Origin of the sequence: Burkholderia sp. BCC1047 (genome assembly GCF_902833155.1) — a bacterium.
Classification (GTDB): domain Bacteria; phylum Pseudomonadota; class Gammaproteobacteria; order Burkholderiales; family Burkholderiaceae; genus Burkholderia; species Burkholderia sola.
This window is the reverse complement of the sequence record NZ_CADFEH010000043.1, coordinates 43748-67783: the sequence shown is the minus strand read 5'-3', so window position 1 is coordinate 67783 and position 24036 is coordinate 43748. Positions and strand designations below refer to the sequence as shown.

Here is a 24036-nt window from a genome sequence, read left to right as displayed (position 1 = left end):
GCATCCGGCACGATTCGTCAGCAACTCAGCGGCCAATCGCATACGAAACCCTTTTAAACAGTGCCCCGATCGTCGGAACGAGGCGCTTTTCAACAGCCTGCTAGGGCCTGTTCACGCTAATAACGGGCTTGCGCTGGCCCCCGGAAGGGCCGAGCGCAAGGATTGCGACGAAGCGAATACTCGACGTATTCGCGAGGAGCATGACGCGGCGATCGGCCCTTCCGGGGGCCAGCCCCACGAATGCATTTTTTCAAACAGGGGAACGCGCCTTTCCGCCCACATTGCGGCGTCGTGCGTCGCTTGTTTGGCACGGCCAAACGGTGCTCCTTACTCCTTGCACTGCGGGCGGAAAGGCACGTTCGCAAGCCCGTTATTAGCGTGAACAGGCCCTTGTGCGGGTCGTAACGTCGCGTTGCATGCGGTTCGCATTCTAGCGCCGGCCGGTGCGGCGGCCGCGCGCGCGTGCCGCGTCTTCAGGACAATTCAGGCGCTGCGCAGGATTTTCGCCGCGACGCCCGATAAGCTGGGCGACATTGCGTGTTGCACGGGTCGGTCCGTTCGTGACCGGGCGCGCGCACGGTTCGTCGCGGAGATCGCATGAAGACCCTGTTCCGGCACGCGTGCGTTGCGCATGCAGCCCGTTTGCTGATCGTGGCCGGGTGCGCGGGCCTGTTGGTGCCTGCGGCGTTTGCGCAGGCCGGCGTGCAGCCCGACGCCCACGCCAATGCGCAAACCGAAACGCAATCCGCAGCGCCAGCCCCTGGCGCGGGCCAGCAGCCTCCCGGCTTCTATCGGCAGAAGATCGGCGATTTCACGGTGATCGCGCTGTCCGACGGCACCCATCCGTTTCCGGTCGACACGGTGTTTCGCGACATCTCGAAGGACGAGATCCGGCGCGACCTCGACCGCGCGTTCCTGGAGCCGCCCGTGCAGGGATCGATCAACGCGTTCCTGGTCGATACCGGATCGAAGCGAATCCTCGTCGATGCGGGCGCCGGCACGCTGTACGGCGACTGCTGCGGCAAGCTGCTCGACGACCTGCGCGCGGCCGGCTACGCGCCCGCGCAGATCGACGAAGTGCTGCTCACGCACCTGCACAAGGACCATGTCGGCGGGATTGCGTCGAATGGCGCGATGACGTTTCCGAATGCCGTCGTGCGCGTGAACGCCGTCGAGGCCGCGTATTGGCTCGATCCCGCCAACAAGGCGCAGGCGCCGGCGTTCCTCGCGTCGTTCTTCGATGCGGCCGCGGCGGCGGTCGCGCCTTACGTCGCGGCCGGCCGCTTCAAGACGTTTCGCGGCGAAGCGACGCTCGCGCCCGGCATTCGCGCGGTGCCGATGCCCGGCCATACGCCGGGGCACACGGCTTATCTGATCGAGAGCGGGAACGCGGGCCTGCTCGCGTGGGGCGATATCGTGCACGTGGCGGCGATCCAGTTGCGCGACGTCGACGCGACGGTCCAGTACGACAGCGATGCCGGCGCCGCCCGCCGTACGCGGCGGGACACGCTGAAGCGCGTCGCCGATCGACGCTATCTCGTCGGTGCCGCGCATATCGCGTTTCCGGGGCTTGGCCACCTGCGCCGCGAGGGTGCGCAATACGACTGGGTGCCGGTCAACTACGACGCGACGCCGGTGCGGTGACGAGCCGGCGTCCTTCGTCATCGCACGCGAAGGCCGTCACATCGCTTCTTCGACGGGCCGGCTGCATCGGCGAGGCCACCTTCGTGGCGGCATGCGCATGCTGCGGCATTCTGGAGGACGACGCGTCACGATGCGAATCGCTCGGGCGCGTTGCGTGTCCCGGTCCGGCGTCGACGTAAGCCACGACCGTCCGGTTCTGGATCGCGAGTCCGAGATACCGCGACGACACATCCAGCAGACATCCAGCAAAATCAACCATCATTTCGTCGTTCCCCCTGCATTCGTATCAGCAAAATCTTCATCAAGCTGCGCACGGCGTGAGCGTCGGCTGCGTCGCTGCCATCCGGGCCATGTTCGGTACAGCGGCCATTGCGCCGATCTCGTCGCGCTGCTCGCCGAAGGCGTCGAGCAAATACTCGGTCAATTTGCGCACCCGCGCGGGGAGATTGCGTCTGGACCGGTAAACGAGGCAGGCTTCCAGTGGCGCCACCTGCCACGCATCGAGCACACGCACGAGTTCGCCGCGATTGAGCGCCGCTCGTGCGAGCGGGTCGGGCAGGATGGCTAGCCCCTCGCCGTCGACGGCCGCCGCGAGAAGCGCATGAGGGCAATTCGTGCGCAGCGCCGCGCGCGCGGCAAGCGTCACACTGTCCCCGGATGCTGCATGGCTGACCGTCCACACCGAATGCTGTGCGCCCGTCGCGAGGCAAGCTTCGGCAGGCACATCGAGCGGGTGAGCGAGATCGTTGGTCCGTTCGAGCCACGCAGGACTCGCATAGAGCCCGAGCGGCACGGCCGCGAGCGATCGCGCGATGCACGACGACGGCGCCGAGCGACCGACGACGATCGCGAGGTCTGCAAGATCGCCGAGCGTGTCGGCCAGGTGATCGACGCGCCGCACGTCGACCCGTACTTTCGGCCAGGCGCGCATGAAGCGGACCAGGACGGAAGTGAGGCGCGCGGTATCGAAGATTGCCGGCACCTCGATGCGGACGTTACCCGCGCAATCGCCGGCTTCGTCGCTGCCGGTACGCGCGAGGTCTTCATAGGAGGACAGGACGCCCGTGACGCGCTCGAGCACCGCATGGCCCGCCGTGGTCAACGCGACGCGGCGCGTGGTCCGGTTGAAGAGCTGCACGCCGAGCATCGTTTCGAGATCCTGCACCGCGCGGCTCACCGACGGTACGCCAAGATTGGTGGCGTCCGCTGCCCGCGTGAAACTGCCGTGGTCCGCCACTGCCTTGAATACCTCCAGTGCTTTCAGACGCTCCATATCGACCTCCGATCATTGATTGGCTTGCATGGAGCCATATTGGCGGGCAGACGCGCATCGGGCCAGTTACGACTTGTTAAGCGTTGCTAAGTCGGCGCCCGGATCCGTGCCAATCGTCGTCGGCTGCAACAAAGCGGTTTTTTTAAGATCTTTTAAGGGCGCGTACTGAGCTTTTGAGTAATGATTGGCTGTTTTTGCGTCAGTGTGCGCGCCCAGCGCACCGTATTGGTCGACACGGCCGACCCTCAACCCGCGCGACGACGCTCTCGATGACCGCTCCTTACAGCCTCGCGTTCGGCCCTTTTACGCTGCAATTCCCGCAACGAATCCTGCTCAAGGACGGGACGCCGCTGAAAATCGGCAGCCGCGCGCTCGACATTCTCGTCGTACTCGTCGAGCAGGCGGGCGCGCTGGTCTCGACGCGCAATCTGTGCGACAGCGTCTGGGTGGACAACGTCGTCGAGGAAGGCGCGCTGCGCGTGCATCTGTCGGCGTTGCGCAAGGTGCTCGGTGACGGACCGGACGGCGCGCGTTACATCGTCAACGAACCCGGACGCGGCTATCGTTTCGCGGCGCCCGTTACCCGTGCCGATGCAGTGGACCCTGCCGCACCACGGCCCCATACGCACGCCGCCCAGCCTTCCAACGGGTCCGAAAGCGGTTCACGCGGTCTACCGGTCACGCTCGCTCGCGTGATAGGCCGCGAGGACGTCATCGCAGGTCTGACCGACCACTTGCCCGAGCGACGCTTGCTCACCATCGCCGGCCCGGGAGGCATGGGCAAGACGACGGTAGCCGTCGCCATCGCGCATCGCTTCGCCCAGCGCACCGGCATGCGCGCCGTGTTCGTCAATTTCGCGCCGGTTTCCGCGGCCGCGAGCGCGGCCAGTACGATCGCCTCGGCGCTCGGCGTTGCCGTCTCCAGCGGCGATCCGGTACCGGATCTCATCCAGGCGCTCGGGGCGTCACCGGTGCTGCTGGTGCTGGACAACTGCGAGCATCTGATCGATGCCGTTGCCGTGCTCGCAGAGCAACTGCTGCAAGGCGCGTCGGGCGTGCATCTGCTGGTCACGAGCCGCGAGCCGCTGCGCGCGGAAGGCGAATCCGTCCATCGCCTCGCCGCGTTGCCGTCGCCCGAAACTGTCGCAGGCGTGAGCCTCCACGATGCCGTGCAGTTCCCGGCGATCGCGCTGTTTCAAGACCGTGCGCGCGCCGCCAATGACCGGTTTGCGTTGAGCGACGCGAATCTGGCCCCCGTGATCGATATTTGCCGACGGCTCGACGGCATCCCGCTCGCGATCGAGTTTGCGGCGGCGCGCGTCGGCCTGATGGACGTGCATTCGATTGCAGCGCGGCTCGACGACCGTTTCGCGCTGCTCACGCAGGGCCGCCGCACGGCGCTTCCGCGCCAGCAGACGCTGCGCGCGACGCTCGACTGGAGCTATGAATTGCTCCGGCCGGAGGAGCGCCAGGTGCTGCGCCGCCTCTCGGTCATGCGGGCCGCGTTCGGCATGGATGCCGCGGCGGCTGTCGCGGCCGGTGGCGACGTCGATGAACTCGCCGCCTTCGACGCCGTCACCGGCCTGATCGCCAAGTCGCTGATCGCCTGCGCGATCGACGATCCGGACCATCCGTATCGACTGCTCGACACGACGCGCCATTACGCATATATGCGACTTGAAGAGGCGGACGAACTCGACGACGCGCGCCGCCGCCATGCACTGTACTGTTGCGCGATCTTTGCCGACCCCGTGGCGGCGTGGGAAGGCAAGGCGCCGCGCCAGTGGCTTGCGATTCACAGCCAGCGAATCGACGACGTGCGAGCCGCGTTCGATTGGGCGGCCGCGCAGGATCGCGAACCGCAGCTCGCGATAGACCTGCTGATCGCGACGGCGCCGCTGTGGTTTCATCTTTCGCTCCCTCACGAGTTCCTCCGGATGGCCGAGCGCGCGATCGCCGCGGCGGAAAACTCGGATCTGGCGGGCAAGGCGCAGCATATCGAGCTGCTCGCCGCGTACGGTCACGCGCTGTGGCACACGCGTGGGCCGACGGCGGCGATGGCGAACGCGTTCGACGCCGCACAGGCCGCCGCGCAGCGCCTCGGCGACGACCGGCTCGCATTGCGCATGCTGTGGGGCGTGTGGGCGCATCGCACGCTCGCGGGCGCGTACACGGAAAGCCTCGAACATGCGCGTGCGTTTCGCGCTGCCGCCGCACGGACGGGCGATTTTTCGACGACGCAAACCGCCGACCGGATGTGCGCGCTGTCGCATCACTTCCTCGGGGACCACGCTATCGCGCGCGCGTTGATCGAAGCGGTGATGGCGCGCGACAAGGATCCGGTGCGCGCGACGCACGCGAATCACGCGCAGGTCGACGCGCATATCGCGGCGATTTCCATTCTGATGCGCATTCTGTGGCTGCAGGGCGAGACCGACGCGGCGATGGCGCTCGCGCGCGACTGCGCGACGGAGGCGCTCGCGATCGATCACGATCTGACCGTCTGTTATGGGCTCGCGATCGGCTCGATCGCCGTCGCGACATGGGAAGGCGAAGTGGCGCTCGCGCGCGAATGGACCGCGCGGCTTCGCGAGCGCACGCGCCGGCGCGGTCTCGCGTATTGGGACAAATGGGGCGAAGGCTTCGAGGCCATTCACGAAGGCAGACCTGTCACGCCGGCGGGCGCCACCCCGATGCAACTCGAAGTGTTCGCGCGCGCCGGCGACGCAGCGAGCGCAAACGCATTGATCGAAGCGGGACGGGCGGACACGCCGTCGTGGTTGCAGGGGCATTTGCAGGAGGCCGCGGCAACGCGCGGTGTGCGGACCTGAAGCGACGGCAAATCCGCTCGAAGCGCGCGTCGGTAGCCTGAACGCCTTGCTGGACATGGGCTTAACGGCTCTTAGCAACGCTTAACTGTGGCTCGTGCGGGAATCCGATGAAAATTTGTTCTGTCGACGGCCAACGGCGCCGGATCGACAAGCAAGCTCACTCATCGGAAACTGCCCCATGAACGATTTCACGTCTGCCCGTCTGCCCGAAGACGCCGCATCGGGCCTGATCAGATCCGCGGACTCGTATCCGGTTCTCGATGCGGAAACGCAATCGTTCGTCGACCATGCCGCCGAGGCAGGGGTTCCGGCAGAGCGTTTGCGCGAATGGGCAAACGGCGATGCGACGGACGCGATACACGCCGAAGAAATCGCGCTGACAGCGGGTGCTGCGGATCCGGGCTTCACGATACGGATCGTGCGGCCGCCGCAGGCGGCGCCCACTCCGCTGCCCGCCGTGCTCTTCCTGCCGGACGGCGCGAGTTTCGCGGGTGGCCAAAGCGACAACCGGCTGGCGCGCAGGATCGCCACCGACGCCGAGGCGGCCGTCGTACTGGTCGATTACACGTCCGCGCCCGCTGCGTGCTTTCAGACCCAAAACGAGCAGGCATTCGCCGCGCTCGTTCATCTGCAGGCGCACGCACGTGCATTGAATCTCGACGGAGGCGCCCTCATCGTCGCGGGCGAAGGCACGGGCGGTCATCTCGTCGCCACCCTCGCGCTGCTCGTCAAGGCGCGCCGCGGCCCCCGTATCGCGCTTCAGATCATGCTGTGTCCGACGCTTTCCACAAGCACGGCGGACGCGTCGGCAGCGAGATATGCGGGCGGTCCGAGCTTGACCACACAGACCACGGGCATGCGTGCACGGACGCGCTTTCCGTCGGACAACCTCGGCGAAACAATCGCAATGCCGCTAAACGCGAGTTACACGGATCTCGAAGACCTGCCGCCCGCGCTGATCGTCACGGCCGAAAACGATGTCGCACGTGACGACGGCGAAGCCTACGCCCGCAAGCTGATGCTCGCCGGGGTGCGCGTCAGCGCGGTTCGCTGCCTCGGCACGATTCACGATTTCACGGTGCTCGATGGCCTCGCCGACACGCCGCCCACCGAGGCGGCATTGCGATTGGCATGCGGCACGATCCGCGCGACGCGACGCGGACACTGAATATGGGACAGATCGATATGTCAGTCGAGTGCATTGACGAACGCCGCAGCTCGACCTTCCCCTCTCCTTGGGAAATCGAGCAGCAGCGCGTGTCCATCATAACGATTCAGTTGCCCTCGGTTGGGGGACGTCCTCTAATTCAGGCGTGACCGACTCGACGAGGGCTGGCTGTATCTTGCCGGGCTGAAGGGTCGGTACATCACGCAGCGCTTCCATCTGAATCGGATCGCTGCTTGACCCGTTGGCCTCCACGAATTCCGTCCGACCAAGACCGGATGGCCCATTCATGAATCAGGAGCGATTGAGTGCCTACGACTCTCGAACTTCCAGCCGCGGCCACCCTCGGCAAGCGCACCGACCCTGCACAACTTCTTTCGAAACTCGAATCCGCCGTCGGGAAGCCATACGTGCTGACGACCGACAGCGACACCCGCCGCTATCGCACCGGTTTTCGCTTTGGCACCGGGAAGGTTCTCGCGGTTGTGCGACCTGCTTCCCTCGTCGAGCAGTGGCGCGTCTTGAAGGCATGCGTCGAGGCCAACGTCATCGTTCTGTCCCAAGCCTCCAATACGGGTCTTACCGGGGGCTCCACCCCGGACGGCAACGACTATGACCGCGATATCGTCATTGTGAGCATGACGCGGATCGACAAAATCTACCTGGTCGACGGTGGAAAGCAGGTCGTTTGTCTGCCTGGTGCAACCTTGTACGAGCTCGAGAACCTGCTTCTTCCGTTGGGAAGAGAACCGCACTCCGTGATCGGCTCCAGTTGTATCGGCGCCTCGGTATTCGGTGGCGTCTGCAATAACTCGGGCGGTGCACTCGTGCAACGTGGTCCTGCATACACGCAAATGTCGGTCTATGCGCGCGTGGATACGGACGGAAATCTCCACCTCGTCAACCACCTCGGCATTGCACTGGAGGGCAACGAGGAGCAACTCCTCCAGAAACTGGACGATGGCGCCTTCACCGACGCGGACGTCAGTCATGACGCAGGGGGCGGCCATGATCACCAATACGTGTCGCACGTACGCGAAATCGACGAGCCTACACCCGCCCGATTCAATGCCGATCCTTCCCGGCTCTACGAGTCGTCCGGCTCGGCGGGAAAGGTGATGGTATTTGCCCTGCGGCTGGATACCTTCCCGGTGGAGAAGGGCGCGAAGGTCTTCTATATCGGCACGAACAGCACCGACGCACTGAGCGAAATCCGCCGGCGAGTCCTGGCCGACTTCGAGCACATGCCGATCTCCGGAGAGTATCTCCACCGGGACGCATTTGCCGTCGCCGAGAAGTATGGCAAGGATACGTTCCTGATGATTCACTATCTTGGCACGGCGTTCCTGCCGAAGCTCTTTGCCGTCAAAGCCCGGTGCGACGCGTTCCTCGATCGAATCCCGTTCCTGCCATCACACCTGTCGGATCGAGTCATGCAGGGGCTCAGCAGGCTCTTCCCGAGTCACCTCCCTGCGCGTATCAAGGATTATCACCGTCGGTATGAGCACCACCTGCTTCTGAAGGTGTCAGCCGCCGGCGCCGCCGAGGCGAGGTCGTTCCTGGAGAAGTTCTTTTCCGACGGAGACGGTGGTTTCTTCGAATGTACCGACGACGAAGGCGACAAGGCGTTCTTGCATCGATTCGCAGCCGCCGGCGCAGCCAACCGGTATCGCGCGGTCCACACGCGAGAGGTCGAGAACATTCTGGCGCTGGACATCGCGTTGCCTCGCAATTGCAAGGCGTGGTTCGAAACGCTTCCGGACGACATCCAGCGCCCGCTCATCCTCAAGCTCTACTACGGTCACTTCTTGTGCCATGTATTTCATCAGGACTACATCGTCAGGAAAGGGATCGATCCAATGTCGATCGAGCACAAGATGTGGAAGATCCTCGACAGCCGTGGGGCTGAATACCCGGCAGAGCACAACGTGGGTCATCTCTACTTCGCCAAACCCGCGTTGAAGCAGCATTACATGGACCTGGACCCGTGCAATTGCTTCAATCCCGGCATAGGACATACGTCCAAATTCGCGAACTACCGGGAAGACTGATCGATGGGAGCAGCGCCAGGCCTAGATGCTTCAGCGCGACCGCGCGCGTCGCCACGCGCCAGGCGGATGGCCGACGATCCGCGCGAACACGCGGTTCAGATGGCTCTGGTCGGCGAAACCGCACGCGACCGCGATGTCGGCCAGCGTCATGTCGGACGTCTCGATCAGCTCGCGTGCGCGCGTCACGCGCTGTTCGAGCAGCCACTGGTGCGGCGTGCGGCCGGTCGTGCGCGAGAACGCGCGGATGAAATAGCCGCGCGACAGGTCGCATTCGTTCGCCACTTCCTCGATCGACACGCCGAGGTCCGCCTTTTCCATCAACAGCTCCTGGGCGCGCGCCACCTTCGCGGCAGACAGCACGCCCTTGCGTTCGAGCTCGCGCGTGCGCGCGTTGCCGTAGCGGCGCAGCAGATGCGTGCCCATCGCGAGCCCGATCTGTTCGATGAACAGCGCGTTCAGCGGGCCGCCTGCGTCGAGGCTGTCGGCCACCGCGTGCGCGAGATGGCCGAGCACCGGGTCGCGTACGTCGGGACGGCACGTGAGGCCGCCGATCGATTGGCCGCCGTGCTCCGGGCCGACGTGTTCGAGATACGCATGCGGCAGCTCGACCAGCACGAAATCGAAGTGGCCGTACAGATCCGCGTGGAAATGGCGCGAGAAATCGCGAATGTAGATCGAGTGATGCTGGAACCGGCGCTCGCTCGCGCCGGCGCGCCCATAGAGCGTGCGGCGGTGGCCGCCGCTCAGCGACACGCCGACCAGGAAGCCGCGGTCGCACGGCGGCATCTCGATGCGTTCGACGTGCGCCTCGCGCATGCATTTGCGGTGCAGCCTCAGGCCGCCGGATGCCGTCTCGACATCCTTTGCCAGCAGGCTCGACACGCAGCCGAGCGTGTCTTTCGGCCGCCGCGGAGGCGATGCCACCGGCGCGACGATGACGGAGTCTGACATGGAATTCCCCAGCGAGGGACTCGGAACAGGAAATGACGAGTCCAGTTTAGATGCGCACGCGAACGTTCAAAATGAATTTGCATAAACGTCCGCTCGCCATCCTGACAAATTGCTTTCAATGCGTGGGCGCGGCGAGTGCGCCACCCGGCTCAACGCCTGCGCGAGCGGCCCGGCAGAGTATAGCGCCCCACTTTTACACGCAAGTGATCGTGCCGGTCGCGCCCGCCCGAAATGCGCGGGCAGAGTGCATTTTCCTTCAAGATTTTCGATGGCCATCCGTCTACACTCGGTCCGGAATTCGACATTTTCCGTCCGGTGCAACGGCGCGCCGGACGCGGACTTCCTGCCGGGTGAACTGCCGCGTTCATCGGGCAGCCATCCCGAGGGAACCGGAGGCGGCCATGATCCAGATCGGAACTTTGTCTGTGGATTTCGAGCAACGCGACATTCGCCAGCACGGCGCGTCGCTGCGCATCGGCGCGCGCGCGCTCGACATTCTCGAAGTCCTGCACCGCGCGAGCGGTTCGGTCGTGTCGAAGGACGACATCATGGACGCCGTCTGGCCGGGCCTGATCGTCGAGGAAAACCGGCTTCAGGTGCATGTGGCGACGCTGCGCAAGGCGCTCGGCGCGAGCCGCGATCTGATCAAGACGGTGCCCGGGCGCGGCTACCTGCTGGTGGCGAGCGCGTCGTCCGGACCGGCCCTCGTCCCCGTGGTCGACGCGCCGGCCGTCGCGGCGGCGCCGGCCGTCGTCGTCTCGCCCGATGCGCCCGATGTAGCCGATGCGCCCGCGTCGTCGCTGCTCGCGCCGCTCGTCGGGCGCGACGCCGAACTCGTGCAGATCGTCGACATGCTCGAACGCACGCCGGTCGTCACGCTCGTCGGCGCGGGCGGCATCGGCAAGACGAGTCTGGCCGTGCGCGTCGCGCACGGCGTGCGCAGCCGTTTGCGCGAGCGCGTGCTGTTCGTCGAACTGGCGCGCGCGTCGACGCGCGACGACATGCTGATCGCGCTCGCCGCCGAGCTCGGCCTCGACACGCCCGGCGTGCCCGCCATCGACCGCATCGGCGACGCGTTCGCGACGTCGCGCTGCCTGCTCGTGCTCGACAACGCGGAGCACATCGTCGACCTGGTGGCGAGCCTCGTCGAAACGCTGACGTCGTGCGCCGGCTCGCTGCGCGTGCTCGTGACGAGCCGCGAGCCGCTGCACATCTCGGCCGAGGCGGTGCTGCGCATGAGTCCGCTCGCGGTGCCGGACGGCAACGCGTCCGCCGACGAAATCGTCCGCTGCTCGGCCGTCGAGCTGTTCCTGGAACGCGTGCGCGCGGCCGCGCCGGATTGCAGGGTCGACGAAGCCGGCGTGCGGCTGATCGGCGACATCTGCCGGCGCCTCGACGGGCTGCCGCTCGCGATCGAACTGGCCGCGGCGCGCGTGGCGACGCTCGGGCTCGCGGTCGTCGCGTCGCGTCTCGACGACCGGCTGAACCTGCTGACGGGCGGGCTGCGCTCGGCGCTGCCGCGTCATCAGACGCTGCGCGCGACGTTCGACTGGAGCTACGTGCTGCTCGATCGGCCCGCGCGCGCGCTGTTTCGCCGGATGGGGTGCTTCATCGGGCCGTTTTCGTTCGATGCCGCGTACGCGGTCGCCACCGAGCCCGGCACGTCGGCCGCGGACATGATCGCGGTGCTCGGCGAACTGGTGGCGAAATCGCTGGTGACCGTCGAGTTTCATGGTGCGTATGCGCGCTACCGGCTGACCGAATCGACGCGCGCGTACGCGCTCGAAAAGCTGCACAACGAAGGCGAGTTCGAGCGCATCGTCGCGCGCCATGCGGCGTATGAGCGCGAGCGCGCGCCCGTGCGGCTCGTCGCGCCCGTGACGCCCGCCGACGTGCCGCCTGCCGATGCGTGCGCGCTGGCCGTGGACGAACCGATGGACGAAGCGGTAGACGCCGCCGAGGCCGCAGCCGTGCCCGAGCCCGACCGGCTGGCGCGCGCGCTGCTGGAGCCGTCGCGAATGCGCGCATGCACGGCGCGCGCGAGAGAGGTGCTCGACGAACTCGACACGGGCGCGGCAGACCCGGTCGACGCCGCGCGCGAGATGCGGCTGCGGGCGGCCTGCGCGTCGGCGCTGCTGCATACGGACGGCGACGCGCTGGCCGCCGCCGCGATGTGGGACCGCACGCTCGGTCTCGCCGCGCACGTCGGCGACGATGCGTTCGACGCGCGCGCGCTGGTGGGGCTGTGGAACACGATGCTGACGCTGTCGGACATTCACGAATCGCTGCGCTACGCGACGCGCTTCGAGCGGGCGGCCGAGCGGCGCGGCGACCGGTCGCAGCGGTTGCTGGCGAACACGATGGTCGCGACGTCGCTGCATTACTTCGGCGAGCATGAGCAGGCGCGCGAGCGGCTGGAAGCGGCGACGGCCGAGCTCGCCGACGTGGGCGAATCGCCGTGCGCGCAGGCCGCGCTGGGCGTCGACATGGCGACGCTGGGCCGCACGATGCTGATCCGTCTGCTGTGGATGCAAGGCGAGCCGGAGCACGCGATGCGCGTCGCCGCGCAAGCGGTCGAGCATGCGCGCCGCGGCCCGTCGCCGCTCGCGTTGTGCATCGTGCTCGGCGCGGCCGCCGTGCCGATCGCGCTGCGCTACGGCGATCACGACATCAGCTCCGACTATCTCGCGACGCTGCGCGCGACCGCCGACGCGCACGGTTTCGACATCTGGCGCAGTCACGCCGAATGCCTGACCGGTCAGTTCGACATCCAGGCCGGCCATCCCGGCGCCGGGCTCGCGCGCCTCGAACCGGCGCTGCGGCGCGTCGAGGCGAGCGGCTTCCGGCGCGTGCTCGCGCCGTTGACCGTCGCGTACGCGGAGGGCCTCGTACGGACCGGCCGCGCGGACGAAGCGTGCACCCGGCTCGATGCGACGCTCGCGCGCTGCCGCGCGCACGGCGAGCACCTGTTCGTCCCCGAACTGCTGCGCGTGCGAGGCGTCTCGATGCTCGAGCAGGCGCGCACCGTCGGCGCGGATCTCGCCGTCGCGTACGAGGCGGACGGACATCGTCATCTGCAGATGGCGATCCAGACCGCGAACGCGCAGGGCGCCGCGATGTGGGCGCTGCGCGGTTCGCTCGATCTCGCCGATCACCTGATCGAGCGCGGCCACACCGCACAGGCGTCGGCGCTCGTCGCCGGAGTCGCGCGGCACTTCGATCCGCATTCGCGCGCCCACGACGTGCGCCGCTTGCTGCGCGTGCAGAACTTCGTCCGTCCGGATGCGCCGCCCGCGCCGTGCCTGACGCATGCACGACGCGATGCCGCCGACGCGGCGCAGCAGGCGGCATGACGATGCGCGAATCCGGTACGGCAGTGCGGCCGCGCGATCGCAGCATGCGTACCGACGCGCGCGCCGCGGGAAGCCGCGCGTGTCGTGCGGCGTCGCGCGTGGGCGCGCACGGGAGACCCGACGGTGCTTAGAGCGACGGAACCCGCGCGTTCGGCGGACCTCGTCGTGTTCAACGGCAAGATCGCGACCCAGGACGAACAGCGCTCGTTCGTTCGCGCGCTCGCCGTGAAGGACGGGACCATCGTCGCGACCGGCGACGATCGCAACGTGCTGCGCCATGCGCACGACGACACGACCCGAATCGATCTGAACGGCCGTACCGTGATTCCGGGCCTGATCGACGCGCACCTGCAGGCGATCCGCGGCGGCATGAACTTCAACCTCGAGGTGCGCTGGGACGGCGTACCGTCGCTCGCCGACGCGCTCGAGCTGCTCGGCCGGCAGGTCCGCCGCACGCCCGCGCCGCACTGGGCGCGCGTGGCGGGCGGCTGGACCGCGCTGCAGTTCGCGGAAAAGCGCGGCCCGACGGCGGCCGAGCTCAACGCGATCGCACCCGACACGCCGGTGTTCATCCAGCATCTGGCCGACAGCGCGTGGCTGAATGCGGCCGCGCTGCGCGCGCTCGGCTACGGGCGCGACACGCCCGATCCGCCCGGCGGCGAGTTGCGGCGCGACCGCCATGGGCGGCCGACCGGGCTGCTGCTCGCGCGCCCGGACCCGGCGGTGCTCGGCGCGGCGCTCGCCCGCGCGCCCATGCTCGATGCGGACGATCGCGTCAACTCGATGCGGCAGTTCATGCGCGCGCTGAACCGCGTCGGCGTGACGAGCGCGATCGACGCCGGCGGCGACGGTCTCGCGTATCCGGACGACTATGCGGCGGTCGCGACGCTCGCGCGGCGCGGCGAATTGACGACGCGCATCGCGTATGCGCTGGGCGCGCGGCACGCGGGCCGCGAGCTCGACGACTTCGCGACATGGATCGCGCTGACGGCGCCCGGCCGCGGCGACGCATTCCTGCGCATGAGCGGCGCGGGCGAGCGGCTGCTGTGCTCGGCCGTCGATCTCGGGAATTTTCTCGAACCGCGCGTCGACCTGCCCGCGTCGGTCGACGCGGAGCTGGCGGCCATCGTCCGGCTGCTGGTGCGTCACCGCTGGCCGTTCCGGCTGCATGCGACCTACGACGAATCGATCGGCCGCTTCCTCGACGTATTCGAAGCGATCGATCGCGACACGCCGTTCGACGGGCTGCGCTGGTGCTTCGACCGCTGCGAGACGATTTCGGATGCCAATATCGCGCGCGTGGCGGCGCTCGGCGGCGGCATCACCGTGCAGCCGCGCATGGCGTTCCAGGGCGAAGCGTTCATCGCGCGCCATGGGGCGGCGGCGGCCACGCGCGCGCCGCCGATCCGCGCGATGCTCGCGGCCGGGCTGCCGGTCGGCGCCGGTTCGGGCGCGACGGGCGCGGCGAGCTACAACCCGTTCGTCGCGCTGTACTGGATGGTGTCGGGGCGCAGCCTGGGCGGCACCGCGCTGTATCCGGCGCGCAACCGGCTCGGCCGGATGGAGGCGCTGCGCCGCTACACGGTCGGCAGCGCGTGGTTCTCCGCGGACGAGCACCGCAAGGGCGCGCTGGTGCCCGGCCGATACGCCGACTTCGCGGTGCTGAGCGACGACTACTTCACGGTCGACGCGCTGCGTATCCCGACGTTGTCGTCGGTGCTGACGGTCGTCGACGGCAAGGTCGTGCACGCGGAGCAGGAATTCTCGCCGCTGGCGCCGCCGCCGCCGCCCGTCAGCCCCGTATGGTCGCCGGTCGCCGCAGGCGGCGTCGCCGATGCGGCGGGCGCCGGCGGCCGCGACGCGCCGCACGCGTCGGCGGCGGGCGACGCATGCGCGGCGCCCGGCATCGATGCGTGCCGCGCGCGCGGTCACGGACGCCGCTTCGCGCGGTCGCGCTATCCGACCGCAAGCGCGGCCGCCGAACGCTGCGAAGCCTTCGGCCGCTGCTGCGTCGCGTTTTGAGCGGCGCGTGCCGGTGCGCGACGCACGCCGCCGTGCATTGAACGATTTTCCGCCCCGTGCGCGGGGCATGAAGGAGACAGGATGAATGCTGCGCACCCGCGCGCATCGGCCACCGGCGACGAAGTGGCCGGCGTTCGCATTCCGCGCACGCCCGTTGCGATCGAGGCAGCCGACGCGGCCCGCGCGTCGTTGCCCGCCGCGCTCGTCGATCACGGGGCGCGCGTGTTCGTGTTCGCGTCGCTCGCCGCGCGGCGTGCGGGCGACGCGTGCGATGCCGATGCACTGTATGTCGCCGCGATGTACGCCAACATGGGGCTGAGCCCGGCGTACGGCCGTTCGACCGAACGCTACGAGCTCGACGGCGCGGATGCCGCGCACGCGTTGCTGCTGCGGCATCGCCGGTCGCGGCGCATGCGCGACGACGTGTGGCACGCGATCGCGCTGCATACGACGCCGGGCGTGGCCGTCCGCGCGTCGCCGCTCGCGCGCGCATTGGCGTGCGCGGTGTCGACGGACCTGATGGCGACCGACTTCGACGCGTACATGGCCCACGAGCGCGACGCGCTCCTTGCCGCGTATCCGCGCGCTGGCGATTTCCCCGAGGCGTTTCTCGACCTGGTCGCGCGCGGCGTCGCGCACCGACCGCAGTCGACCTTCGGCACGTGGAGCGCCGACGTGCTCGAACGCGCGGATCCGGATTTCCATCGGCCGAATTTCTGCGGCCGCGTGCTGGGCGCGCGGTGGAACGACATGTGACGGCCCCGGTCGAGCGTGCGGCAGCCGCACGCTCGACCGGCTGCGGCGCGCGGCCGCGCGCGGGATGCCGCACGTGGCGCGCCGCATGTGCGGGTCACGCGTGCGACGGCGCCGCGTCGTACCGCGCATAGTCGACGTAGCCGGCGCGGTCGCCGCCGTACCAGCCGGCGGCCTTCGGCTCCGCGAGCGGTGCGCGGGCCGCGATGCGCTCGACCAGATCCGGGTTCGCGATATACGCGCGCGCAAACGCGACGAGATCGGCGTCGCCCGCGTCGATCAGCGCGTTCGCCGCGTCCGGCGAAATGCCGCCGTTGACGATCAGCGTGCCGTGGAACGACCGGCGCGCGTGCTCGACGATGCGCGGCAGATCGGGTTCGCCGCTCCAGCCGTTGGTGTCGGCCGCGTGCAGATACGCGACGCCCGCCGCGTCGAGCATCCGGCCGACGTACGCGAGCGTCGCGTCCGGATCGGCGTCGCGCACGTTGTTGTATTTCGCGTACGGCGAGATGCGCACGCCGACGCGGTTCAGCGGCATCACGCCGCCGACCGCGTCGACGATTTCCTCGAGAAAGCGCGCGCGGTTCGCGACCGAACCGCCGTAGCGATCGTCGCGGCGGTTCAGCGTCGACGACAGGAACTGGTGCGGCAGATAGCCGTTGGCCGCATGGATCTCGACGCCGTCGAAGCCCGCGGCCATCGCGTGCGCGGCGGCCTGCCGGAATTCGTCGACGGCCGCGACGACTTCATCGGTCGTCATCGCGCGCGACGGCGTCGCATGAATCTTCGTGTAATAGCCGTTCTGCAACTGCGCCCACACCTGCAACTGTTCGAGGTCGTCGTTCACGCCGGACGGCGACAGCGGCGCGGCGCCGCCGAGCAGTGTTAGCGAACTGACGCGGCCGCCGTGCCACAGCTGCGCGAAGATGCGTCCGCCGTTCGCATGGACGGCATCGGTGACGGTTTTCCACGCGGCGGCTTGAGCATCGTCGACGAGACCGGGCGTCAGCTCGAATGCGGCGGACGCCGGGCTGACGTTGGTGGCCTCGGTCACGATCAGGCCGGCCGACGCGCGCTGCGCGTAGTACTCGGCCATCAGTTCGGTGGGCAGGCCGCGCGACGGCGCGCGCGAGCGCGTCATCGGCCCCATCACGACGCGGTTCGGCAGCGCGAGGCCGCGCAGATCGTAGGCACTGAGCAGGGAAGACATGATGGACTCCTGTGGTTCGACGGGGGCGGGGCGGCTTCGCGCCCCGCGAACGGATCGATTCGATGGGTAACGATGGATCAACCGGCGGCGTGACGTTGCGCGTGCGGCCGCCCGACGAGCAGGTAGTGGCCGAGCGCGACGATCGGGAACGCACCGGCCACCGCGGCGACGAGCGGCCAGCCGCCGTGTTCGTACAGCGGGCTCGCGAGCGCGGAGCCGATGGCGCCGCCGACGAAGATGCTCGTCATGTACAGCGCATTGAGCCGGTTGCGGCTCGCCGCATGCAGCGCGTAGATCTCGCGCTGGCCGAGCACCATGTTCATCTGCACCGCGAAGTCGAGCACGATGCCGGTGACGACGAGCCCGTACAGGCCGGCGCCGTGCACGACCCCGACCGCATACGCGAGCGCGCCGGCAACCAGCGCGATCAGCGTCGCGCGCACCGTATGGCCGGCATCCGCGAGGCGTCCGGCCACCGGCGCCGACGTCGCGCCGATCGCGCCGACCAGCGCGAACAGGCCGATCGCCGATTGCGACAACCCGTAGTGACGCGTCAGTTCGACGGGCACGGCGGTCCAGAACAGGCTGAACGACGCGAACATCAGGCCCTGGTAGAGCGCGCGATGGCGCAGCACCGGCATCGTGCGAACGAGGTGCAGCAGGGAGCCGATCAGTTCGAAATAGGTTGCGCGATGATCGGGCTGGCGCGACGGAATCGTCAGCGCGAGCACGGCCGTGACGAGCGTCATCAGCACGGCCGCGGCCGCGAACACGAAGCGCCAGCCGAACGCGTCGGCGACGACGCTCGACAGCGGCCGCGCGAGCAGGATGCCGAGCAGCAGCCCGCTCATGATCGTGCCGACGACGCGGCCGCGCGAATGGTCGGGCGCGAGGTGCGCGGCGAGCGGCACGAGGATCTGCACGGCCACCGAGCTGAACCCGATCAGCAGCGAAATCGCGAGAAAGAGCCCGGGCGTGTGCACGAACGCGGCCGCAGCGAGGCTCGCGATCGACACGACGGCCGTCACGATCATCAGCTTGCGGTTTTCGAGCAGGTCGCCGAGCGGCACGATGAAGAACAGCCCGAGCGCATAGCCGATCTGCGTCAGCGACACGATCAGGCTCGCCGTGTTGCCGGACATGTGCAGGCTCGGCGCGATGAGCTCGGTGATCGGCTGCGCGTAGTACAGGTTCGCGACGATCGCGCCGCAGCTGAAGGCGAACAGCAGGATCAGCCCTTGCGTGAGTTTGGCGCCGTGCGCGGGTGGCGCGAGCGGTGTTGAATCCGTTGACATGATCGACTCCTGGAAAAGGGAAAGGCCGGACACCGAAGCGTCGCGCCGGCATCGGGTTCGCTCGGCCGCGGGACGGTGCACCGCATTGCCGTCCATACTATTGATCAATCGATAAAACTGGAAGCGAGGCGCCGCGCAATCGAGTGTTGCGCGGCACGCAAAGGTGCCGCGCCGCAGCGGTTCAGCCGCGTTTGCCCTGCAGCGTCGGAATCTGCTCGAACAGGCCCGCGAGCCAGTCGACGAACACCTTCAGCTTGACCGGAATGTGGCGATTGGGCGGATACAGCACCGAAATCGGCCTGGCCGGCGCGTTGAAATCGGTCAGCACCTCGCGAAGCCGGCCCGATTTCAGGTAAGGCTCGACGAGGTACAGCGACGTCTTGATCAGGCCGATGCCGGCGACGCCGCACTCGATGTAGTTGTCCGCGTCGTTGACGGCCACCGTGCCGCACATCTGCACGATGCGCGGCTCGCCGTCGACGACGTAATCCCACGGGCGCGGTCGCCCGGTGTCGGCCGAGATGTGACTGACCGCCACGTGCTGCGCGAGATCGTCGACGGTCTCCGGCTCGCCGCACCGCGCGAAATACGCGGGCGAGCCGCACGTGCAGGTGGTCAGGCTGCCGATCCGCCGCGCGATCATCCCCGAATCGTCGAGCGCGCCGATGCGCACCACGCAGTCGACCCCTTCGCCGACGAGGTCGATCTGCCGGTCGGTCACGCCGAGTTCGATCATGATGTCCGGATGGGCGTCGAGAAACGCCGGCAGCGCGGGCACGACGACCTGCTTCGCCATCGCGGGCGGCAGGTTCACCTTCAGCCGGCCGCGCGGCACGTTGCGGGCCTGCGACACCGACGCCTCCATGTCGTCGATCTCGCGCAGCACCGCGACGGCGCGTTCGTAATACGCCTGACCGTCCTCGGTCAGCGAGATGCGGCGCGTGGTGCGGTTCAGCAGCCGGCAGCCGAGATGCTGCTCGAGTGCGCTCAGCAGCGCGGACACGCGCGGCGTGGTGAGGCCGGTCGTGTCGGACGCGCGCGTGAAGCTGCCGGTTTCGACGATGCGCGTGAACACGCGCATCGAAAGCAAGGTATCCATCGTCGGAAGTTCTCCAGCCTGTCGGCATGCGGCGCCGGTGCGTGCCGGCGCCGTCTTGTCGGGTATCGGATAGGGCGTATCGCGCAGCGAACGCGACCGATCGCTACGCGTCGATGCGCTTTCTCAGCGCGTCGCCGGCAAACGGCATTTCGCGCAGGCGCTGGCCGGTCGCATCGAAGATCGCGTTGGCCAGCGCGCCGGCGGTCGGCCCCATCGACGCCTCGGCCGCGCCGAGAAACGGCGCGCCGGGGCGATTGACCAGATGGACCTTCACGTTCTGCGGCGCGGCCGAGAAGCGCAGGATCGGGTAGCTGCTCCAGTCGAAGCTGCGAATCCGTTCCGTGTCGTACTTCAGCGCCTCGTACAGCGTCCAGCTCGCGGCCTGCACGATGCCGCCCTCGATCTGGTTGCGGATGCCGTCCGGCGACACGATCTGGCCCGCGTCGACGGCGGCTTCCGCGTGTTCGAGCGTCACTTGACCGGTTTCCGGCACGACCGACACCTCGACCGCGATCGCGACGTACGCCATCAGGTTCTTGTACTTGCCGAACGCGAAGCCGACGCCGCGGTTGCGCGCACGCGGCGGCCGCGGCCAGCCGAAGTGCTTCGCGGCGAGCTGGATCACCTGCCGCGCGCGATGGTCTTCCATGTGGCGCAGCCGGAATTCGACCGGATCGACGCCGGCGGCGTGCGCGAGCTCGTCCATGAAGCTTTCGATCGCCCAGACGTTGGTGTGCGCGCCGAGCGAGCGCATCGCGGACGTCTGCAGCGGCATCGTCGGCGAGAAGTTGTTGACGATGTGCTGGTTCGGCAGCGCGTACAGCGGGATCGCGTTGCGGTCGCCGCCGCCTTCCGGTTGCAGCATCGGCGTCGACGGCGCGGGCACGAACGGCGGCTCGAGCATGCGCGCGGGCAGCAGCCGGCCCGCGTTGACGATCCGCTCGTTGTGCGAGCTGCTCCACAACGCATAGTTCCAGTCGACGATGCGGCCGCTCGCGTCGAGCGATGCGCTGACCTCGGTCACCATCGCGGGCGTGAAGTGATCCCACGTGTGTTCCTGTTCGCGCATCCATTGCACGCGAATCGGCTTGCCCGGCATCGCGGCGGCGATCAGCGCCGCGTGCGCGGCCACGTCGTCCGCCGCGTTGTGGCCGTAGCAGCCGGAGCCCTCGGTGTGAATGCAGCGAATGTTCGCCTTCGGCATCGACAGCATTTCCGCGAGCGCATCGCGCAGCGGATAGACGCCCTGCGAGTGGGTCCACACCGTCATCATCCCGTTCTCGAGATGTGCGACCGAACACGACGGCCCGATCGACCCATGCAGCAGGTAGTTCTTCAGGAACGTCGCGTTCAGCGTCTTCACGGCCGGCGCGGTGGCCGCATGCGTGTTCGCGATCTCGATGCGCTGCGTCGAGATCCGCTTCAGGTCCGCGTGCACGGTGCTGCGCTCGGGCAGCTTGCGGCCCGGCGACCACTGGCAGCCGGCGGCGAGCGCGCGCTGCGCGACCACCGCCTGCCACTCGCCCTGCGCGACCACCGCGAGCATGCTGCCGTTGCGCACGATCCGCACGACGCCCGGCAGCTTCAGGATCGCGGCTTCGTCGAACGACAGCAGCTTCGCGTCGTACACCGGCGGCATCACGACGCGTGCGTGCAGCATGCCGGGCAGCTGCATGTCCTGCACGTAGCTGACGCCGCCCGTGACCTTGTTCGGGATGTCGACGCGCGGCAGCGACGTGCCGATCACCGAGAACGTCGCCGGGTTCTTCAGCGGCGACGTGGGCGTCGCGTTGCGGTGCAGGTCGACCGTGCGGATCGCGTCGCCGTAGGTCATCGTGCGGCCGTCGGGCGCCGTGATCACCGCGTCGGCGGTCGTCAGCATGCGCGGATCGACGCCGAAGCGTTTCGCCGCGCCTTCGACCAGCAGCGCGCGCACCTGCGCGGTCGCGTTCAGCAGCGCGGAGCCGCTGTCGGCCATCGTGTGGCTGCCGGCGGTCAAGCCTTCGTCCGGCGACGCGCCGGTGTCGGCGGTCAGGAACGTGATCAGCGACGGCTTCATGTCGAGTTCCTCGGCGGCCACCTGCAGCAGCGCGGTGCGCACGCCGGTGCCGAGCTCGACCTTGCCGGTGTACACGGTGACCTTGCCGTCGGGCGCGATCTTGACCCATGCATCGAGCAGCGGATTGGTCTTCAGGCTGCCGGCGAGCGCCTGCGTGGCCTTCGCCACGTGCACGGCCGCGCCTTCGTCGGCGATCACCAGCTGCGCGGCCGCGCGCGACGCGGGCGCGAGACTGAACGCGACGAACAGCGCGCCGGAGACGATGAAGTGCCGACGGCCTTCGTCGATGTCGTCGTGGGAATTCATTACAGCCCCTTGCTGATCGTGACGGGAGCGGAAGCCGGTTCGGGGGCTGGCAGCCCCGCGACCGAGCGCACCGCCGCGAGAATCCGCATGTGCGTGCCGCAGCGGCACAGGTTCGGTTCCATGTGCGTGCGCAGTTCCTGTTCGGTCGGCTTCGGGTTGCGTTCGAGCAGCGCCTGCGCGCGCATGATCATCCCGGCGATGCAGTAGCCGCACTGCGCGGCCTGGTGCTCGATGAACGCGCGTTGCAGCGGGCCCGGATGCTCGGCGGTGCCGAGGCTCTCGATCGTGCGCACGCTGCGCGAACCGACCGCGGCCACCGGCATCAGGCACGAGAAGGTCGGCTTGCCGTCGACGATCACGGTGCAGGCGCCGCATTGGCCGAGGCCGCAGCCGAACTTCGCGCCGTGCAGGTGCAGGTCGTTGCGCAGCGCGTACAGCAGCGGCGTGGACGGATCGATGTCCAGCGTGTGCCGCACGCCGTTGACGGTGAGGGTAATCATCGTGCGGTGTCCTCTTTTCTGAGCTTCGCGGCCATCGCGTCGACGCCCGACCATGCGGGACGGTCGGTATAGGTCTCGCGCACGTACGCGGCGAGATCGGCGATCTGCGCGTCGTCGTACTGGTCGATGAACGACGGCATGTAGTTCAGCGTGTCCTCGCCGTGCCAGCCGATGCCGTTGAACATCATCTGGATCGCGTTGCGCGGCGTATCGGCGTTGACCGCCGTGCTGAACGCGAGCGTCGGGCGCTCGCCGATCGATTGCATCGGCGCGGCCGGCCCGTGGCACTGCGCGCACGACGCCTGGAACAGCGTCGCGCCGCGCTGCGCGGCCGGCGTCGTCGCGGCGCGTTGGAGCGGATTCGCGGCCGCATGCGCGGTCGCCGGCTTCTGGATCGACAGGATGTACGCGGCGATCGCCTCGACGTCCTCCACCGGTACCGTCGCGAGGTCGCGCGTGACCGGCAGCATCGGCCCGGCCGCCGCGCCATGCTCGCTTGCGTGGCCGGTGCGCAGGTAGGTCACGAGCTGCGCCTGTGTCCACGGGCGCGCGGCCTGGCCGAGCGCATTGAGCGGCGGCGCTTCCCAACCGTCGACGATGCCGCCGTCGAATGCACGGCCGCGCTGCTCGCCGCCGATCGCGTTCAGCGGCGAATGGCACGATGCGCAGTGGCCGAGCCCGTCGACGAGCATCCTGCCGCGGTTCCATTGCGCGGACTGCGCGGGGTCGGGTTGATACGCGCCTTCGCGCAGGAACAGCACGTTCCAGAACGCGACCAGCGGCCGGAAATTCAGCGGAAAGATCAGGTCGTTCGCGGGCGCCGTCGCATGTACCGGTTCACGCGTCATCAGGTATGCGTACGCGGCGGCGATGTCGTCGTCCGACATCCGCGTGAAATGAATGTACGGAAACGCCGGGTAAAGCGGCTGGCCGTTGCGTCCGATGCCGGTGCGCAATGCACGGGCGAAGGCGTCGCGCGACCAGCGGCCGATCCCCGTTTCGGCGTCCGGCGTGATGTTGGTCGCGTAGATCGTGCCGAACGGCGTCGCGAGCGGCAGCCCGCCCGCGAACGGCTTGCCGTCCTTCGCGGTGTGGCATACGACGCAGTCGCCGAGCGCGACGACCCGCGCGCCGGCGCGCACCAGTTGCGGATCGAACGAAGCAGGGGCGGGCGGATCGATCGGCGCGATCGACGGCCGCACCATGATGCCGAGCGCGACCGCGATGCCCGCGATCGCGATGCCGGCCGCGCCGAACCAGAGTCGTTTGTGCTTCATGTGCGCTCCGCGCGAAGCGGTGCGCCGCACGTCGTGCGCGGCGCGCCCGGGGCGTCGTGCGTCGGCCGGCCGGGCCGCGAACGCGTGGCTGCGCGGCGGTGATTGGCAACTGGATCCACGTTGTCACTCCATCAATCGAAAAGGCGCGCAGGCGCTGGCCTGCGCGGTCGCTCTTGCAGCCAGTCTACGCAGACGCCCGCGTCATTTCCTGAAACCGGGCTGAAACGTTCTGAACGGGGTCCGGCCT

General features: G+C 68.4%; 15 protein-coding genes. 7 read left to right on the top strand and 8 right to left on the bottom strand.

Annotated features, from left to right (window positions below; all coding sequences use genetic code 11):
* Window positions 1-597: 597 nt before the first annotated feature.
* Entirely contained in the window at window positions 598-1644 is a 1047-nt protein-coding gene (locus HWX55_RS31585) for an MBL fold metallo-hydrolase (RefSeq protein WP_175978569.1), read from the top strand.
* A gap of 301 nt (window positions 1645-1945) precedes the next feature.
* Here the strand turns inward: HWX55_RS31585 and HWX55_RS31580 are convergent, their stop codons facing one another.
* Window positions 1946-2917, bottom strand: a complete 972-nt coding sequence (locus HWX55_RS31580; protein WP_175978568.1) for a LysR family transcriptional regulator — start codon at window positions 2915-2917, stop codon at window positions 1946-1948.
* Window positions 2918-3186: 269 nt separating this feature from the next.
* On the opposite strand from HWX55_RS31580, the gene HWX55_RS31575 reads away from it, so the two are divergent.
* The 3 genes from HWX55_RS31575 (at window position 3187) to dld (ending at window position 8964) form a co-directional block, all read left to right on the top strand.
* Window positions 3187-5748 (top strand): winged helix-turn-helix domain-containing protein, encoded by a 2562-nt coding sequence (locus HWX55_RS31575; protein ID WP_175978567.1) that lies wholly within the window; start codon window positions 3187-3189, stop codon window positions 5746-5748.
* A gap of 178 nt (window positions 5749-5926) precedes the next feature.
* Window positions 5927-6916 (top strand): alpha/beta hydrolase fold domain-containing protein, encoded by a 990-nt coding sequence (locus tag HWX55_RS31570; RefSeq protein ID WP_244140685.1) that lies wholly within the window; start codon window positions 5927-5929, stop codon window positions 6914-6916.
* A 305-nt stretch (window positions 6917-7221) separates the two neighbouring features.
* A complete protein-coding gene (gene dld, locus HWX55_RS31565; protein ID WP_175978565.1) occupies window positions 7222-8964 on the top strand; it encodes a D-lactate dehydrogenase in 1743 nt (580 codons plus the stop codon).
* Window positions 8965-8994: 30 nt separating this feature from the next.
* On the opposite strand, the gene HWX55_RS31560 is transcribed toward dld, so the two are convergent.
* Window positions 8995-9915 (bottom strand): AraC family transcriptional regulator, encoded by a 921-nt coding sequence (locus tag HWX55_RS31560; protein WP_175978564.1) that lies wholly within the window; start codon window positions 9913-9915, stop codon window positions 8995-8997.
* A gap of 401 nt (window positions 9916-10316) precedes the next feature.
* On the opposite strand from HWX55_RS31560, the gene HWX55_RS31555 reads away from it, so the two are divergent.
* From HWX55_RS31555 to HWX55_RS31545, 3 genes are all read left to right on the top strand, one after another.
* Window positions 10317-13268, top strand: coding sequence for a winged helix-turn-helix domain-containing protein (locus HWX55_RS31555; RefSeq protein ID WP_175978563.1), 2952 nt, complete (start codon window positions 10317-10319; stop codon window positions 13266-13268).
* 123 nt (window positions 13269-13391) lie between these two features.
* Window positions 13392-15290 (top strand): amidohydrolase, encoded by a 1899-nt coding sequence (locus HWX55_RS31550; RefSeq protein WP_175978562.1) that lies wholly within the window; start codon window positions 13392-13394, stop codon window positions 15288-15290.
* 81 nt (window positions 15291-15371) lie between these two features.
* Window positions 15372-16046 carry a phosphohydrolase gene (locus HWX55_RS31545; protein ID WP_175978561.1) on the top strand — a complete coding sequence of 225 codons (675 nt, stop codon included), beginning with the start codon at window positions 15372-15374 and terminating at the stop codon, window positions 16044-16046.
* Between the two features lie 94 nt (window positions 16047-16140).
* Here HWX55_RS31545 and HWX55_RS31540 read toward each other — a convergent pair whose 3' ends face one another.
* From HWX55_RS31540 to HWX55_RS31515, 6 genes are all read right to left on the bottom strand, one after another.
* Window positions 16141-17253: an alkene reductase gene (locus HWX55_RS31540; protein ID WP_124639746.1), complete on the bottom strand. Its 1113-nt coding sequence runs from the start codon at window positions 17251-17253 to the stop codon at window positions 16141-16143.
* Between the two features lie 77 nt (window positions 17254-17330).
* Entirely contained in the window at window positions 17331-18548 is a 1218-nt protein-coding gene (locus tag HWX55_RS31535) for an MFS transporter (protein ID WP_175978560.1), read from the bottom strand.
* A 181-nt stretch (window positions 18549-18729) separates the two neighbouring features.
* Entirely contained in the window at window positions 18730-19647 is a 918-nt protein-coding gene (locus tag HWX55_RS31530; protein ID WP_050014126.1) for a LysR family transcriptional regulator, read from the bottom strand.
* A 103-nt stretch (window positions 19648-19750) separates the two neighbouring features.
* Entirely contained in the window at window positions 19751-22012 is a 2262-nt protein-coding gene (locus HWX55_RS31525; protein WP_175978559.1) for a molybdopterin cofactor-binding domain-containing protein, read from the bottom strand.
* Window positions 22012-22512: a (2Fe-2S)-binding protein gene (locus tag HWX55_RS31520; protein ID WP_050014128.1), complete on the bottom strand. Its 501-nt coding sequence runs from the start codon at window positions 22510-22512 to the stop codon at window positions 22012-22014. The genes HWX55_RS31525 and HWX55_RS31520 overlap by 1 nt, the downstream gene beginning before the upstream one ends.
* Window positions 22509-23789, bottom strand: a complete 1281-nt coding sequence (locus tag HWX55_RS31515; RefSeq protein WP_175978558.1) for a c-type cytochrome — start codon at window positions 23787-23789, stop codon at window positions 22509-22511. Before HWX55_RS31515 ends, HWX55_RS31520 begins: the two co-directional genes overlap by 4 nt.
* Between the last annotated feature and the right edge of the window lie 247 nt (window positions 23790-24036).